We start from the raw sequence: 16498 nt of genomic DNA on the forward strand, positions 1-16498 counted from the left end.
GATAAAAAAATGGCAAACCGAAACAATCAACTTTTAGTCCCGCAAGCACGTGCAGCGCTGGAGCAGCTAAAATATGAAATTGCTCAAGAGCTAGGGATACAACTTCCGCAGGATGGCTACTACGGAAACATGACCACACGCGATATGGGTTCCATCGGCGGATCAATTACTCGCCGCCTTGTTCAAATGGCCGAGCAGCAGCTCACAAGCCGTCACTCGTAATTAATTGCTAAGCGCCGAGAATGCAGAGATGCGGATTCGACGCTTATTTATTTGCAAAAAAATAGTCGTCACAAGGTGAAGCAGCTGTCGTCGTCCTTTGGCGGCGTCAGCCGTTTCATTCCGAGAAATATAGAGTTAGTATCGCGAAATGTTCTATTTTCCTATGTTTTGAAAAAATCCATTCTATCATGAACGGAAAACTTCCCTTCTGTTGCAAAAATCGGTAAAATGAAATAGAGTTGCCATGCTACATAACGTTATTATGCAAATTCCATAACAGAGAGGAATATTCTAATATGATTATTCAACCAAAAACACGCGGATTTATTTGTACAACAGCTCATCCAGAGGGCTGCGCGCAGCAGGTACAGCGCCAAATCAATTATGTAAGTGCACAGCCGCCCATTAAAGGGCCTAAAAACGTACTAGTCATTGGCGCATCAACAGGCTACGGTCTCGCTTCCCGTATCGTCTCCTCCTTCGCAGCAGGCGCCAATACGATTGGCGTTTATTTCGACAAAGCTGCTGAAGGCGCTCGCACAGCATCGGCTGGCTGGTATAATTCCGCCGCATTCGAAGAGGCAGCAGCTGCCGCTGGACGCAAATCCTACAGCATCGTTGGCGATGCATTCTCGGATGAGATTAAAGCAAAAACCATTGATCTTATTCGTACTGAGCTTGGTCAAATTGATCTCGTCGTATACAGCGTCGCTTCTCCTCGGCGTACACATCCAAAAACGGGTGAAACCTTCTCTTCCGTTATTAAACCGCTTGGCGGCACCTATACGAACAAAACGGTTAACTTCCACAGCGGAGACGTTACTCAAGCAACGATTGAGCCTGCTACAGAAGACGAGCTTCGTCAAACGATAGCTGTTATGGGCGGCGAAGACTGGCAAATGTGGATTGACGAGCTATCGCAAGCAGGCGCACTTGCAGAAGGTGCAACGACCGTAGCCTACTCCTATATTGGACCGGAAATTACGCATGCCGTTTACCGCGAAGGTACGATCGGTGCTGCCAAAAACGACCTGGAAGCAACAGCTCACCGTCTCAACGAGCAGCTTAGCCATCAAGGCGGACGTGCTTTCGTATCGGTTAATAAAGCACTGGTAACACAATCAAGCTCCGCTATTCCAGTGGTTCCGCTTTATATTTCTGCACTGTACAAGGTAATGAAGGAAAAAGGCATTCACGAGGGCTGTATCGAGCAAATGTATCGCCTATTCTCCGATCGCCTATACAGTAAAGATGACGCGCTCGTTGACGAGAGAGGTCTTATCCGTGTAGATGATTGGGAAATGCGCCCTGAAATTCAAGCTGAGGTTGCAGAGGTTTGGGCTAAGCTTACAACGGAGAACGTATATGAGCTTTCTGATCTTGAAGGCTACCGTCGTGAGTTTTTCCAACTGTTCGGCTTTGAAACGGACGGCATTGATTACGAAGCAGATGTTAATCCGGATGTTAACATCACTAATCTTAAATAACAATTACAACAAAAAGCCCATTCAAGCGTGATTCGCTTGAATGGGCTTTTTTTCTCAATGCTTCAGATATAAGAAGAAACGAATACGTCTGCCTTATCTAAGGGCAAGAAGTTTCTTGCAAAATTATAGGTGGAGTATACAGGTGGAACGTATACTTTCCCATATTTCAAAAAAAAGCTCTCAACCCGAAGGTTAAGAGCTCTTAATTTTAATACTATAGTTTTACAACGTTTTCTGCTTGTGGTCCACGGTTGCCTTGAGTTACGTTGAACTCAACGCGTTGACCTTCGTCAAGTGATTTGAAGCCTTCGCCTTGAATAGCGGAGAAATGAACGAATACGTCATTGCCGCCCTCTACTTCAATAAAGCCAAAGCCTTTCTCTGCGTTAAACCATTTTACTGTACCTTGTTCCATAATTGATTACCTCCAATAAGTTATTAACATGTTTTTTCCAGGAATACTAAAAATCACACATTGAAAAAGATATCATCATACAAATGACAACCTTTTTCAACACGTGATTTCAAGGTTAGATTTGTTGTTTGTTTGTATTGATAATATACCATAGGCATTTACAATAAGCAAGTCATCTTTTAAAAAATTTTAAAATTAATTGCGCACGGGTTAACCCCACTGCATTCGGGAATAAATAAAGATATCCAGATTCACTCGATTAAATAATAAAGGTGTTGAAACTATGAAGAAGCTTATTGTATTTGTCGCCTTATTATGTGCTGTTGGCTGCTCTGCTACTCCCATTACTCCCAAGGGAAGCGGACCCAACGTCACACAAGCCTCATCGATTGCCTCACAGGCATCTACCCCAACGTCGCTTTCATTGAAATCCAAATGGACTTCAACAGATCTATCGTCGAAAGCTTACACAGCCGATCAAGCCAAAACCTCTATCCATTATGACCAGGAAGTATTAGCGTTCGTGAACGCTGAACGAGCTAAACTCGGCTTGCAGGTTCTGATTATGGACGATTCATTAACCAAAATGGCTTTGGTAAAAGCTCAGGATCTGCACAACAATCGCTATTTCGATCATAACTCTCCGACCTACGGAACACCATTTCAAATGATGGAGAAATTCAAAATCAGCTATGATGTGGCTGGAGAAAATATTGCGAAGGGCCAGCCTACCCCTGTGAAGGTCATGAATGATTGGATGAATAGCGCAGGCCATCGAGCTAATATTTTAAATAAAAGCTTCACTAAAGTTGGCATCGCTTATTTTAAAGGTACATGGGCGCAAGAATTTACCGGCTGATCAGCCATGTCGCTGTCATCGATTCATTCTTCTTAGGCCTGTCTAACAGCCCGCTCTCTGAAGCTATCCTGCACTTTCGCAGGATAGCAGCTGTTTCTTCGAGCTCTCACGTGACTATGTTGCACTCCCGCAATATAGGCAGCCTTACAGACATGTCTTAAGCTGAAACTAAGCTATTCTAATGCATAGGTGCAGGATAGGCTGCTCGATGAGGCTAAAAAGTGCGAAGTTAGTGCTAATGTGCAGGATAGCTGGCGTGTGGAGGAAGCCGGGGTTCGTGCTCGGGGTGAATTTATGAATAACCTATAACAAACCCACCAGCCAGTCCGCCAACGCTCCTTTCAGCGGGCTCTCCCAACTAACCATCTAACCAACTACGGCACTATCCTGCACTTTAGAAAGACTGCGGCTCTGTCCCGCTCTTCTCACCTTGCTCTCTAACTTACTTCGTCATTATAGAAGCTCTTTGAGCACTGATACCAAAATATCGTTCTCCTCAGCCGTTCCGATAGAAATACGAATATACGCCGGCAGTGACCAAATTCCCGCGTGACGAACGATGATTCCTCGTGCCATTAGCTGCTCATAAATAGCTTCTGCTCTTTCTCCTAGCTTGACGAGCACGAAGTTGCTCATACTAACCGTATACTCAATGCTGAGCTGGCGGAAAGCTTCATATAATCGTTCACGCTCTTCCTTCACTAGCGCTTGCGAACGCGAGATATGATCAATATCATCAATTGCAGCTGCGGCCGCCGCTTGTGCCAGAGCATTTACGTTAAAAGGCTCCTTCACCTGAAGGATATTTTGAATAATTTGTTCAGATGCAGCTCCGAAACCAACCCGAATGCCGGCAAGTCCATAAATTTTAGAGAAGGTTTTTAAGACCAGCAAAGGATAGCCCGCCCGTACAAATTCCATCCCATCGGAATAATCCTCTACTGAAACAAAATGACTATACGCTGCATCAAGCATTACGAGAACTCGTTTGGGCAACGCATCAAGCAGCTGCTTTAGCACTATTTTGGACAATATGGTACCTGTTGGATTATTGGGCGAGCATAAATATACGATTTTTGTGCGATCAGTTACAGCAGATAAAATAGACGCTAGATCATAATCAAAATTTTCTTTAAGCTGAACCGTTACCGCTCTTGCTCCCATGATCTGTGCACCGAATTCATATTCACTAAACGTAGGTCCCGGTATGATGATTTCATCACCAGCATCCAAAAAAGCTTCCGATACGAGCGTAATCAGCTCATCGCCGCCATTCGTTACAATAACTTGATTGCTGCTAAGATCATAATGCTCTGCAATTTTACGCTTCAAACCGATCGTCTGAGCGTCCGGGTAGCGATGAAGATCTGTAAGTACCCCTTGTATCGCTTCCAGCGCTTTCGGAGACGGCCCCAGCGGGTTTTCATTAGACGCAAGCTTAATTACTCGCTCCAATCCAAGCTCCTCCTGCACCTCCCATATCGGCTTTCCTGGCGAATACGGCTTCATGATATCCAATGCTTTGCGCGGCTGAACCTCAAGCTTCTCTTTCATAAATAAAATCACCTTCATCTAATATAGTCATATTGCTTTATTATGATAATACATTAATTCTGTGTCGCGGTAAAGTTGTGAGGCGAGGTGGAACGGTTTTCGCCGTCCTTATGGCGGTGGCGCGTTTCATTCCGGAGAAATATAGAGAAAGTACGGCGAATTGATCTACTTTCCTATATTTCAAAAAAAAAGACGCCAGAGATGACACAGGCCACTGAAAATCTGTCGTTTTTAAATGCACAAGCATGTCTCTGCACAAAACAAAGGCTAATTCCATTCGAGATTGAATGAGAATTAGCCTTGTTTTATGCATTTTCTGCCCTATTCTACTTCATTAGTTTCAATATCCGCTTCACATTGACCGTGAATATCGCCACGGCACCTTGCATCTCCATTCCTAATAAACCCGAGGCATCGGCTACATCATACCCGTGTCGGTGCTTTAGTTCGCTATTCTTCGCTTCAATTTTATAGCGTTCTTTTGCCTTCTCTTTGAAGTACTCACTATCTTGAAATTCCTTTTGTCCGCTATGTTCTGCTGATTTAATGCTAACCGAGTACGTCTTTGTCTTTGCTCCTTCTTTATAGCAGCCATCTTTGAAAGGACATTGCTGACATTTGTTTATATCAAAATAAAAGGTGTTGACTTGGTTTTTCGCTACATTCTTTGTTCCAGTTCTTGCCTTGCGGATGGCCATATGTCCAGCTTTGCACACGTACATGCCTGCATCTTTATTGAAATCAAATTCGTCCTCTTTACGACGAGCGCCATCTGAAATCATTGGATTTAATTTGGATACCAGTTTAAGTTCGTTTTCATTGGCGTACTGGATATTATCCTTTTCTGAATAAGCGGTATCCCCAATAACGGTGTCAATCTCCATACCTGTTTCTATACTCTTCTCAATCAAGGTTTGCAATTGCTTTCCATCATTCTTTTCTCCCGTTGTCACGATAGCGGCAGTGATGATTCGCTCTTCATTCATGGCAATATGTGTTTTGTAACCAAAGAAGGAAGAATCGGCTGACTTGTGTCCCACACGAGCATCCGTGTCGTTTGAGAGTTGCAATTGCTCATGATGATCCGCTACTATCTCTTTCAAGTAGTTCAGCTTTTCCTGAACTTTTGGATATTGGCTGATGGCTTCTTCCTTTTCAACAACCGCAATCACTTTTTGACAATACGCCAATTCATCTGTTAATTCGTTGGTTGTTGTTTTCGATGGAAATTTCTCTTTCATCGATTCGTCGATCTGGTAGACAGCTTTGCGAAGTAATTTTGATTTCTCGATTAAGAATTCCTTCGGCGATTGCTGATTATATCTTGCTTTTGTATGTGTCGCATCTACGATGATTGATTTGCTTTTAATGAGTTCTTTTTCCAAGGCGATTTCTACTGTTTTTTGGATAAGCATATCGAGCAGAAGGATATCTTTCAAGCGAAGCTTGCGAAACTTCGTTAATGAACTGGGATTGATAACTGCGTCTTCTGGCGCCATATCTAAGAAATATTTAAAAGACATGTCGTATTTTGAGCGTTCAACCACATCTACGTCCGATAAATCGAAGATGGATTTCAATAACAAATATTTAAACATCCGAATAGGGGGAACAGCATTTCGACCATTGTCCAAACAATAATTCACTTCTAACTCTTCATGGATAAAAGAGAAATCCACAAGGTCATTAATCTCTCGAAGCATATTATCTTTAGGGACAACGATATCGTATATGCCCATATAAGGACTAAGGTTTAAGCTTTGTTGATTTGAAATCATCCGGGTCACCGCCTGTTTATTGTTACCTCTATTATACAAGAAAACAGGGTACTCTTCCGCATCTCTGCGGAAGAGTACCCTGTTTTTAATTAAAGGACTTTTTCAGTGGCCTCGAGATGACACAGCCACTCTCTAGCGCCTACTTACATCAAAGCTTCGCTCTCATCCTCAGCGAAACGCTTATTTTTCAATAATTTTCAAAAAATCAATCATGGAACGAGCCCCTATCCTGCCTGCTGCTGCCGGCTTGCTTGCCGCTTCGCCGCTGTCCCGCAATCGGAACTCCACCAGCTTCGTCACGCCCGGAATAAGATCAAAATAGTTGTCAGAGAACATGCCCTCATGCTCTGCAGTAAGCCAAACCTGCTTCGCCAGAGAGTCTGACGCAAGCTCAAACTCAGTGCCGTCGCTGCCTTCCACCTCTTTTATGCTAACAGCAGCCATGGTCAGTTTCAGATCTTTCGAATTTACAAAATAATACTCCTTGCTATCTACCAGCAAGCTGCCCTGAACTAGCTCTGCATACAGAACAACGCTGCCTTCTTCAAGGCCAGTCAACCATTCCTGCTCGTTAATTGAACTGACAATTGCGGCGCTGTTGCCCGGTACCTCTGCCTTGGCCGTAATTTGCTTAAGCTGTACACCGGAAAAATCATATAATGTTATCCGCAGCTCACCTGCAACGGGCGCAAGCGAATCCGTTACGACATGTATATTTATCATTCCGTCAGCCAGCTTATCGAAGGATATCATCGTATCGGCAAAGCTTTTTTTGGCATAATACTGCATCGCCTTCCACTTGCCGTAATAATCCATACCTGCCCACGAGGCAACCGGCCAACAATCATTCATTTGCCAATACAGTGTCCCCATGCAATAAGGCATGCTCCTGCGGTGTGCTTCAATGGCCATTTTCATTGCTTCCGCTTGCAGAACCTGGCTCATATAGAGAAACGAAGTGAAGTCCTTCGGCTCGCTCATATAAATATCCATGTACTCTTTAATAAGACGATTGCCATCGCCATTTTTCTGATGGGCACGCATCACCTTCGAATCAAGTGCCAAGTCTTGCTCCGTTGCAAAGGTCATAACCGTATCATATTCAGGGAACGACTGAAAGCCATATTCACTCATAAAGCGTCCGATTTTCAGCTTATAGTTCTCAAACGGCTCAACCGCATGCCATACACCCCAATAATGAACGTCTCCTTCTGTGGATAACGGATGAGCATGCTGATTAATATCTCCGGTTAGAGAAATGAGCGGCGAAGATGGCCAATATTGAGTTCCAGGAGCGAAGGCAGCAACCGCTTCCGGTAAAATATGATGGAACAACGCCTCATAATCAGCCCAGATCACTGTGCGCTGCTCTTTCGTATAGTCCTTTTTCCAGCCCCAGCCGCCTTCCTCATCATATTCCGCCCAAGCCGAATCAATCTCATTATTGCCGCACCAGAGCACAATCGAAGGATGATTGCGCAGGCGCTTTACATTTTCCTCCGCTTCAATACGGACATTGTCGAGAAAAGCTTGATCTCCCGGATACATGCTGCATGCGAACATAAAATCCTGCCACACTAAAATGCCATACTCATCACATAGCTCATAAAAAACAGATTGCTCATAAATACCGCCGCCCCAAACGCGCAGCATATTCATATTGGATTCAGCGGCTGTCACAATTTCATGTCGATAGCGCTCATCCGACACATCAGTGATGAAGCTGTCATTCGGAATATGATTAGCGCCCTTAGCAAACACAGGTACGCCATTCAGCTCAAAATAAAACGTTGCTCCTGCTGCATCCTTGTCACGTACCAATCGAATCGAGCGGAGTCCAATTCGAACGGTTTTGGCAGCTACACATTGCTTCACCTCAAACAATTCCGCCTGAAAGGTGTACAGATAAGCATCGCCGAGACCTCTGCTCCACCACAGCTTAGGCCCCTCAATCACAACTGGAACATGAACCACATTGATGCCCTGCTGCAAATGAACCTCCTGCTCCCAAATCTGACCTTCTGTGCTGATCTTCACCAAACCGTTCCAAACATTCGCTGACTCAATTTCAACATCAACGATCAAGCTGGCCTGCGAAGCACTTACATGCTCCTGCTTCACATATACGTCAATAATTTGGCTGTCTGACCAGCCTTCAAGTCTAGCTTCACGCCATATTCCGCTCGTAACAAACCTAGGACCCCAATCCCATCCGTAATGATAAGGCGCTTTCCTTGCGAAAATACTAATCTTCTGAGCGCCAAGCCCTCCTAGCTCTGATTGATCATTCGATGCCGGCAAATTGTAGCCAAGCTTCTCGATTTTCGGCAGATCCTCTTGCACAGGTGAGCGGAATTTGATTAATACACGATTATCCTTCTCTGCAACTACTGCTTTGACATCGGCTCTCCACGTTCTAAACATATTATCTGCGGACAAAATAGGTGTACCATTCACATAAACGTCTGCGTAGGTATCCAGTCCATCGAACACGAGCTCTAATGAAGATGCGTGGAACAAGTCCGTCTCCACATCGAACCGAGCTTCATATTCCCAATCAAGTTTGTCGATCCACTGTAAATCATGCTCGTTAGTCCCATAGAATGGATTTTTGATCACCCCATTGCGAAGCAGATCCGTATGTACACACCCTGGTACGATAGCTTGCATCCATTCGTTATCTTGGCAAGCTTTAAATTTCCAATTGTTAAGCAATAGCTGTGATTTTTTCATCGTATCCTCCTGAAATCTATGTCTTCCTAGCAATTTCACTAATATCTCATAAAATAGAACATAACAAACATATCACCACAAACAAATATGGTCAATTGTTTTGTTTTTGTTATTCAAATTAAAAATATAATAACGATAAAAGCCGTATTTTTCGTATAAATCACTTGTAAACTCAAGATAAACTTTATATTTTAAGAACATAACAAAATAACAAACAAGGAAAAAAGTAACCATTCTATCTATCACTAAGGCTGAGCTTATGACTAGAAGCTGATAAAACAAAGAGGAAGAGCATAAACGAAGGTATCGTTAGTGCTCTTCCTCTTTATATTATTTGATGATTAATCATCTTTTTATTACATGCTTGATGAATCGGAATTGTCTTCAAATTTCATAAACGCATTCAGATCCTGATCAGCCTTCGACTGATTGCATGCATTACAAGCACAGACACAGTTGATTGGCGTCGTATGACCGCCTTTGGCGCGCGGCAGCAGATGGTCGATGGTGTCACCGAATTCCCCGCAAAAATAACAAATAAATCGATCCCGCTCCAAAATATAGCGACGAAAATCTTTGTTGCTGTACAAACGGCGAATGGTGTGTCGATTAATGATTACCGCAGCATGCTCCTCCACCAGTGTTACCGCAAGCGCTAACTCGATTTCTTGATACCAGCGTCGTCCCTTGTCCGTCCTGCCTCTCATCCAGATTGTCCCCTGACGAGTCATTCTTAACGATGAGGCATCTTTCGGCAGCAGGCTGCTAGGCGGTGAGGGCGAGAGCAACAGCTTGCTCGCATGTGCTTTCCTGCTTATCGCTTTGAGGTCTATGATTTGTAGGGTAGGCGATGAAATAGCAGCGAGCTTCACCTGCCTGCAAGCTCGGCAAGTACCACGGCGTGATCCAGTGCTTGAGCGTTTACCCGTTCGACGCAAAAAATGTGTAATGGGTTTTATTTCGTTGCAATTTGCACATTGCTTCGTTTCAAGAGGTTCCGTATCATCCATTAGTTATCCGAGGTACAGCTCGTACTGCACGCCCGATCTCTTCCCCTCATGTTTTTCTACTATTGTAGCATTATTTGCATGATGAGGGGAATTTCATACCCGGCATCCTGATTTGGATTACTCAAGGTGACTAATAGTGCCTGCCCTTATCCTCTTTGTCCGAATCTTCCCATCTGCGCGAATAAGCTTTATTTGTAATCCAAATGGTCATCCACACTAACACGATTACAATGATGGCCGAGGCGACCCAAACGCCAACTGGTACTCCCATTTGATCTCCTCCTGAAAATTTTTTTGAAGAAAAAATTACTTCGTAAGCATATGCTTAGTTTTGTGAAGCAAAACGTAAATTTATTGTTTAACTTATCTAATTGAAAGTAACAATGCTTTGCTTCGATTCATTAACGGACAGCTTAAACACATCAGGTCGATTATAATGCCCAACAACATCAAAGTCAAAACGGCTTGCTGTTACGAGCGACATATCCAAATCCGCATATATAATAGTCTCTTGCCCATAAACCGGCTCCGTTACATATTCGCCTAAGGGATCTACAATCGCGCTCCCGCCTCGGCAAAGAGGATCAGAATCCTGTTCAAGCTCAGAATAACCGTTCAAATCGATCGGGTACGACGCCTTTGTCACATACTGATTGCTCGACAATACATAACATCTTCCTTCGCATGCAATATGCTTAAGCGTCGATTGCCATGTATCTCTCGCATCCGCTGTCGGCGTCACCAAAATATCTATTCCCTTTGCATACATGGCCGTTCTGGCCAGTGGCATATAGTTTTCCCAACAAATCAATCCGCCAATCCGCCCGAACGGCGTTTCGATGACCGTAAGTGTGCTTCCATCACCATTGCCCCATAAAAGCCGCTCTGAGCCCGTTGGCATCAGCTTCCTATGCTTGCCAAGCAGCTGTCCATCTGGACCGATATAAACAATGCTGTTATATAACGTAGAGCCACTATACTCCTGATCGCGCTCCACGACACCAACGATTAAGTATAACCCCGTTTCTTTGGCGATTTCCGCTAGCAAATCAGTATCTGTTCCAGGAATAGCAATCGCACTATCGCAATATCTTGCCCAATCCTTGCGCCCCTCCATCGTACGGCTGCCGACTCTGGCACCGAAGGACAGACCTCTTGGATAGCCACCAATAAATACTTCAGGAAATACTAGCAATTTGGCGCCTTGTGCCTGCGCTTCCTTTGCACTGGCAGCGACTTTCTGAAAGGCTGATTGTTTATCAAATAAAATTGGAGCCGCCTGAACGACTGCCACCCTTACATTTCGTTCGCTCATAATCGCTGTCTCCTTCTTTTACTCCCAAGAAAGTTGTACTTTCATTACTGTATAGCACCATCATATAACGATCACTCCTTGCTGTAACCGTCCAATTGGCATGTTATTGCCCCAACCAATTCATTGATTTGCTTTCCAAAGTACAGGAGAAAAGAAAATAAAACCAAGAGGCAGTCCTCACACGGACTGCCTCTTGGTTTGGAGAATATTAATGCTGCTTGCTTACAATCACGCGTTTAATGAAGAAAGAGACGATTAAGCCTACAATCGCAACGATCATGGCAAAAATAAATGCATTCTGAATACCCGCAGTCATTGCAAGCGGAGCATTTGCCGGATCTGTAGGATCTGCTGCATTTTTCATGAAGCTGGTCATGCCAGCCGTCATAATACTAACTGCAACCGCCGTACCAATAGCGCCGGCAACCTGCTGGAGGGTATTCATAATCGCAGTTCCATCAGGGTAAAGCTCCCGCGGCAGCTGATTCAAACCATTGGTTTGCGCTGGCATCCATACCATGGAAATACCGATCATCAAACAAGAGTGAAGTATGATTATTAGCGTTAAAGTTGACGCTGTTGTAATGCCCGAGAAAAACCAAAGCACCGCAGCTACAATAACCAGTCCTGGAATAACCAGCCATTTTGGACCGTATTTATCGAACAGGCCTCCCATAATCGGAGACATAATACCGTTAATAAGACCCCCAGGCAGCAAGACAAGACCTGCAGTTAGTGCACTTAGTCCGAGTCCGCTGATCAAATACATTGGCAGCACGAGCATCGACGATAAAATAACCATCATACAAATAAAAACCATAAGTGTACCAACAACAAACATGGGATGCTTGAAAGCTCGCAGGTTCATCATTGGCTGCTTCATCGTCAATTGGCGAATCGCGAAAATAATCAGTGCTGCTATACCAATGATCATGAAGGAAACTACCTTCGTACTGCCCCACCCGCCATCATCTTCTCCAGCGCTGCTAAAAGCAAATACGATGCCGCCGAAGCCAAGTGTAGAAAACACGAGTGAAAAAATATCAATTTTCGGTTTCGTAATGGTGGATACATTTTGCATATAGAGTATGCCGAACAGCAAAGCAATCACGAGAAAGGGAAGCGATACCCAGAAAATCCAATGCCAGCTAAGGTTCTCAATCAGGAGACCGGCAATCGTAGGACCAATTGCAGGCGCGACCATAATGACAAGTCCGATTACACCCATTGCTGCTCCACGTTTCTCTGCTGGAAAAATAATCAGTATCGTATTAAACATCAGAGGCAGCAATAACGCTGTGCCTATAGCCTGAATAACACGTGCCGTCATCAACAGCTCGAAGCTCGGCGAAAGCGCCGCAATAAGCGTGCCCAAAATAGAGAAGCTTACAGCTGCAATAAATAGCTGCCTTGTCGAGAACCACTGGAGCAATAAACCCGATAAAGGCACTAAGATACCAAGTGTAAGCAAATATCCTGTCGTCAGCCATTGTACCGTTGGTGCAGTAATTTTAAATATTTGAATGAGGTCAGTTAAAGCTACATTTAAGGCGGTTTCACTGAACATTCCAATAAATCCGCTTAATAATAATGAGATCATAATAGGGAGTACTTTATATTTTTGTCCCGTATTTTGTTGTGTTTTTGACATCGATGCTTGCAAGCATTTCACTCTCCTATAATCTAACTTTCTAGTCATGTTTCCTTCTCAGAGAGTAGGACATTTGTTAATCAAGTACGGGATGGTTTTGGCTGCGGTTAATAAAGGCTGCTTGTTCCGGCTCGTAATCGCTAAGATCAGAGCACCCTCAAGCAAAGAAACAAGAACAATCCCTACATCCGCCGCTCTTTGCTCATCCATCCCTCTCTCGGACAAACGCTCGGATATTAAACCTTGCCATGATGTAAATACGTTTTGTCCAGCAGCTCTAAGCGTCTCACTGATACAAGAGGTTTCTGCCGCCATCCATAAGCTGAATGGCATATAGCCTTGGTAATCCATTTTCTCTGCTTCCTCCGCTATAGCTACAACGAATGCTTGTACAGCTTCAGCTGGATCTTCATAAGCAGCAAATTTAATTTTCCATTTCTCCATAACGTGTTCTCTTGTACTATTAATGCACTCCAGTACAAGCTCTTCCTTTCCGTTCGGAAAATAATAATAAAGGGAGCCCTTCGGACAATTGCTCTCTTTAATAATTTGGCTTAGCCCCGTGGCGTGATACCCCTTTGTGAAAAACAGCCTTGACGCTGTATCAATAATCATATTGCGTGTATTTTGTTTTTCCGACATTCAATTCCTCCTTAATTATAACGATTGGTCTACATAATAAAAGCATGTTTCTGCTATTAAAGTCAATTCTTTTTTGCTTCCAAACCTACAGCACCAAAGTACTTATCCCCATTCGTTATGGGTACCCATCCTTAAATAAAGCAGTTATAATTTGTTCTCCACCGCTTAGTTTGTTATGATTGAACGAAGAATGTCGCTTATCGTAGTTTTAAGGAGGCTCTCATGCAAAAGGTTAAAATTTTTTCCGGCACTTCAAATCCAAAGCTGGCAGAAGAGATGTGCAAGGAACTTGAACTTCCACTAGGCAATGTTGCCATATCGAGGCTGCAAAGCGGTGAGATTCATGTTTCCTATGGTGAATCCATACGTACCTGTGATGTATTTATCGTACAATCACTTTCTCATCCCGTAAATGAGCACTTAATCGAAACGCTCGTTATGATTGATGCCGCAAAGCGTGCATCAGCCAAAACCATCAATATCGTGATGCCGTATTACGGCTATGCTCGTCAAGAAAGAAAATCCGCCCCGCGCGAGCCGATCTCCGCTAAGCTGGTTGCAGACGTATTGACAACCGTTGGTGCTAATCGGATCGTTACTGTTGATTTACATGCCGATCCAATTCAAGGATTCTTCGACATTCCCGTCGATCATTTAACGGCGCTCGATTTGATCATTTCCTATCTAAGAGACAAAAAAATTAAGAATCCCGTTGTCGTATCGCCAGATGCGGGACGAGCAACAACCGCTGAGAAGCTAGCAGGGCTGCTTGATTGCCCATTCGCGATCATGATTAAAAATCGTCCTGCTCATAACCAGTCTGAAATTACGCATATTATCGGTGATGTTGAGGATATGACGCCTATCATTATTGAAGACTTAATCGATACGGGCAGCACAATTGTCAATGTTGTTGAGGCGCTTAAGAAAAAAGGCGCTCATGATTCTTACATATGTGCAACGCATGGACTATTTTCTGCCAATGCGCTTGAGAAGCTTGATCATCCTAACATTCGTGAAGTTATCATAACGGACACGATTGCAATTAGCGAAGTGCATTCTGATAAGTTTAAAGTATTGCCAATGTCACCGTTGCTTGCTACTGCTATCAAGATTATTACAGAAGGCGGCTCGATAGCGACCTTATTCAAAGCAGGCTCCTCCTAGGTTTTCACGACTGCTTTTTACTCATATTTGATCCTCTTACCCTCTTGCTGAGAAGCAAGAGGGTATTTGTATTGACTGCGTATAGCTATGGAAAACCGTGGCAAAATAAACAAGCGAACGATGTCTGCGATGAGAAATGGAGGACTATTCCTTGAAAAACAATAAAACCGAGAAAAAAACATCCGATCCCTCAGATCTAATTCGCTCAGACCTCACAGAAAATATACTCCGGATAGAAAGCATCTTTTCCGAAACACCAGATATGGTAATTAGAAAGCTTACGATCAAGCATACTAGCGAATCCGCCGCCCTTATTTATCTCAATGGATTGACCGATCGACCTGCATTAAATAATGATGTGCTTCGTCCGCTGCAGCTCGAATCCAATGATGGAAAGCCTGGCGATGAGCCTATCCTGGCGGTTGGCCATATGGAGAAAGAGTCCGAATTTACATCTATCGAGCTATCTATTCTACTTGGCAGCAGCGTGCTGTTTATTGAGGGAAGAGAGTACGCCTATATTCTTGGCACTAGCGGCTGGCCGCAGCGTGCAATCGAGGATCCGCAACTAGAAACCTCTTTGAAAGGCGCCCATCAAGGCTTCGTGGAAACCAGCGGGGTCAACATTGCACTGGTACGTCGCTATATCCCGAGCCATCAGCTGAAAATGAGAAGATTGGTCATCGGTGAACGAGGTCAAACGAGTCTAACGATTATGTATCTGGCAGATGTTATGAACCCCCAGCTTAATAGACGAGCTTGAAGATCGGATTAAGAAAGTCAAGGTAGACGTCATATTGAATACAGGTGAGCTGGCGGAGCTTATCGAGGATAATCCATACTCCCTCTTCCCACAGTTTGTATTAACAGAGAGGCCTGATTCAGCTGCTTCGCAAATTTTGCAAGGGCGATGTGTCGTTGTTGTTGACCGCTCACCAAGCGTGCTTGTAGCTCCTGTTGGCTTCTTTTCCTATTTTCAAAATATAGATGATTACAGCTCCCGATGGTCTATCGCTACTTTTTTGAGATTGCTGCGGCTATTCGCATTTATAACCGCTGCATTTCTGCCTGCAGTTTACATCGGTATTGTTTCTTATCACTTTGAAATTATTCCGATGAAGCTGCTGCTAACATTAGGCGAATCACGCGGTCAAGTACCTTTCCCTCCGTTTGTAGAGGCAATTATTATGGAAATCACTCTTGAAATGCTGCGTGAAGCAGGGGTTCGACTTCCGGCTCCCGTCGGTCAGACCGTTGGCATTGTAGGAGGGATCGTGCTTGGACAAGCTGTCGTTCAAGCAGGCTTAATAAGCAACGTAATGGTCATTGTTGTAGCGTTCACCGCGATATCATCCTTTATCTTGCCAAACTACGATATGGTTGCAGCCGTCCGCCTGATTCGTTTTGGGCTTATGATTCTTGCTTCCTTGTTCGGCTTTGTTGGAATTATTGTTGGCTTGATGGTCATGATCGCTCATCTATTGACTCTCAAATCACTGGGCATGCCCTATGGTACCCCGTTTGCCCCTGTTCGTTTCTCAGATTGGAAGGACACCCTGATTCGCGCACCACTTTGGTTAATGAAAAAACGACCCACAAGCACATTGCCGTTACAAGACATACGTCAAACTACAACCCCACAACAGGAGGACGACCTTTGAAAAG

At 44.0% G+C, this 16498-nt stretch carries 13 protein-coding genes and 1 pseudogene; 5 read left to right on the top strand and 9 right to left on the bottom strand.

What is annotated here, in order from left to right; translation table 11 throughout:
- The first annotated feature begins 9 nt into the window (after positions 1 to 9).
- Entirely contained in the window at positions 10 to 222 is a 213-nt protein-coding gene (locus MHI37_RS20295) for an alpha/beta-type small acid-soluble spore protein (RefSeq protein ID WP_076340078.1), read from the top strand.
- A gap of 296 nt (positions 223 to 518) precedes the next feature.
- A complete protein-coding gene (gene fabV, locus MHI37_RS20300; RefSeq protein ID WP_076340079.1) occupies positions 519 to 1709 on the top strand; it encodes an enoyl-ACP reductase FabV in 1191 nt (396 codons plus the stop codon).
- Between the two features lie 214 nt (positions 1710 to 1923).
- On the opposite strand, the gene MHI37_RS20305 is transcribed toward fabV, so the two are convergent.
- Positions 1924 to 2124: a cold-shock protein gene (locus tag MHI37_RS20305; protein WP_053377054.1), complete on the bottom strand. Its 201-nt coding sequence runs from the start codon at positions 2122 to 2124 to the stop codon at positions 1924 to 1926.
- A gap of 283 nt (positions 2125 to 2407) precedes the next feature.
- On the opposite strand from MHI37_RS20305, the gene MHI37_RS20310 reads away from it, so the two are divergent.
- Positions 2408 to 2983, top strand: coding sequence for a CAP domain-containing protein (locus MHI37_RS20310; protein WP_076340080.1), 576 nt, complete (start codon positions 2408 to 2410; stop codon positions 2981 to 2983).
- A 453-nt stretch (positions 2984 to 3436) separates the two neighbouring features.
- On the opposite strand, the gene hisC is transcribed toward MHI37_RS20310, so the two are convergent.
- From hisC to MHI37_RS20350, 8 genes are all read right to left on the bottom strand, one after another.
- The gene (gene hisC, locus MHI37_RS20315) at positions 3437 to 4537 is read right to left on the bottom strand and encodes a histidinol-phosphate transaminase (protein WP_076340081.1); all 1101 of its coding nucleotides are present in this window, start codon (positions 4535 to 4537) and stop codon (positions 3437 to 3439) included.
- 326 nt (positions 4538 to 4863) lie between these two features.
- Entirely contained in the window at positions 4864 to 6315 is a 1452-nt protein-coding gene (locus tag MHI37_RS20320; protein ID WP_076340179.1) for an IS1182 family transposase, read from the bottom strand.
- 180 nt (positions 6316 to 6495) lie between these two features.
- Entirely contained in the window at positions 6496 to 9048 is a 2553-nt protein-coding gene (locus MHI37_RS20325) for a glycoside hydrolase family 2 protein (RefSeq protein WP_076338094.1), read from the bottom strand.
- 356 nt (positions 9049 to 9404) lie between these two features.
- A complete protein-coding gene (locus tag MHI37_RS20330) occupies positions 9405 to 9755 on the bottom strand; it encodes an HNH endonuclease (RefSeq protein ID WP_342556505.1) in 351 nt (116 codons plus the stop codon).
- 433 nt (positions 9756 to 10188) lie between these two features.
- On the bottom strand, positions 10189 to 10329 hold the full coding sequence (locus tag MHI37_RS20335; RefSeq protein WP_179090255.1) for a hypothetical protein: 141 nt from the start codon (positions 10327 to 10329) through the stop codon (positions 10189 to 10191).
- Between the two features lie 96 nt (positions 10330 to 10425).
- Positions 10426 to 11373 carry a carbon-nitrogen hydrolase family protein gene (locus tag MHI37_RS20340; RefSeq protein ID WP_076338096.1) on the bottom strand — a complete coding sequence of 316 codons (948 nt, stop codon included), beginning with the start codon at positions 11371 to 11373 and terminating at the stop codon, positions 10426 to 10428.
- A gap of 208 nt (positions 11374 to 11581) precedes the next feature.
- Complete coding sequence (locus MHI37_RS20345; RefSeq protein WP_076338153.1) at positions 11582 to 13024, bottom strand: DHA2 family efflux MFS transporter permease subunit; 1443 nt, start codon at positions 13022 to 13024, stop codon at positions 11582 to 11584.
- Positions 13025 to 13081: 57 nt separating this feature from the next.
- A complete protein-coding gene (locus MHI37_RS20350; RefSeq protein WP_076338097.1) occupies positions 13082 to 13666 on the bottom strand; it encodes a TetR/AcrR family transcriptional regulator in 585 nt (194 codons plus the stop codon).
- A 222-nt stretch (positions 13667 to 13888) separates the two neighbouring features.
- Here MHI37_RS20350 and MHI37_RS20355 point away from each other — a divergent pair, with 222 nt between their 5' ends.
- Both MHI37_RS20355 and MHI37_RS20360 read left to right on the top strand, forming a co-directional pair.
- Positions 13889 to 14833 carry a ribose-phosphate pyrophosphokinase gene (locus MHI37_RS20355; RefSeq protein ID WP_076338098.1) on the top strand — a complete coding sequence of 315 codons (945 nt, stop codon included), beginning with the start codon at positions 13889 to 13891 and terminating at the stop codon, positions 14831 to 14833.
- Between the two features lie 136 nt (positions 14834 to 14969).
- Positions 14970 to 16494, top strand: a pseudogene (locus MHI37_RS20360) (spore germination protein).
- The last annotated feature ends 4 nt before the right edge of the window (positions 16495 to 16498 follow it).

Source organism: Paenibacillus sp. FSL H8-0548 (assembly GCF_038630985.1).
Taxonomy (GTDB): Bacteria; Bacillota; Bacilli; order Paenibacillales; family Paenibacillaceae; genus Pristimantibacillus.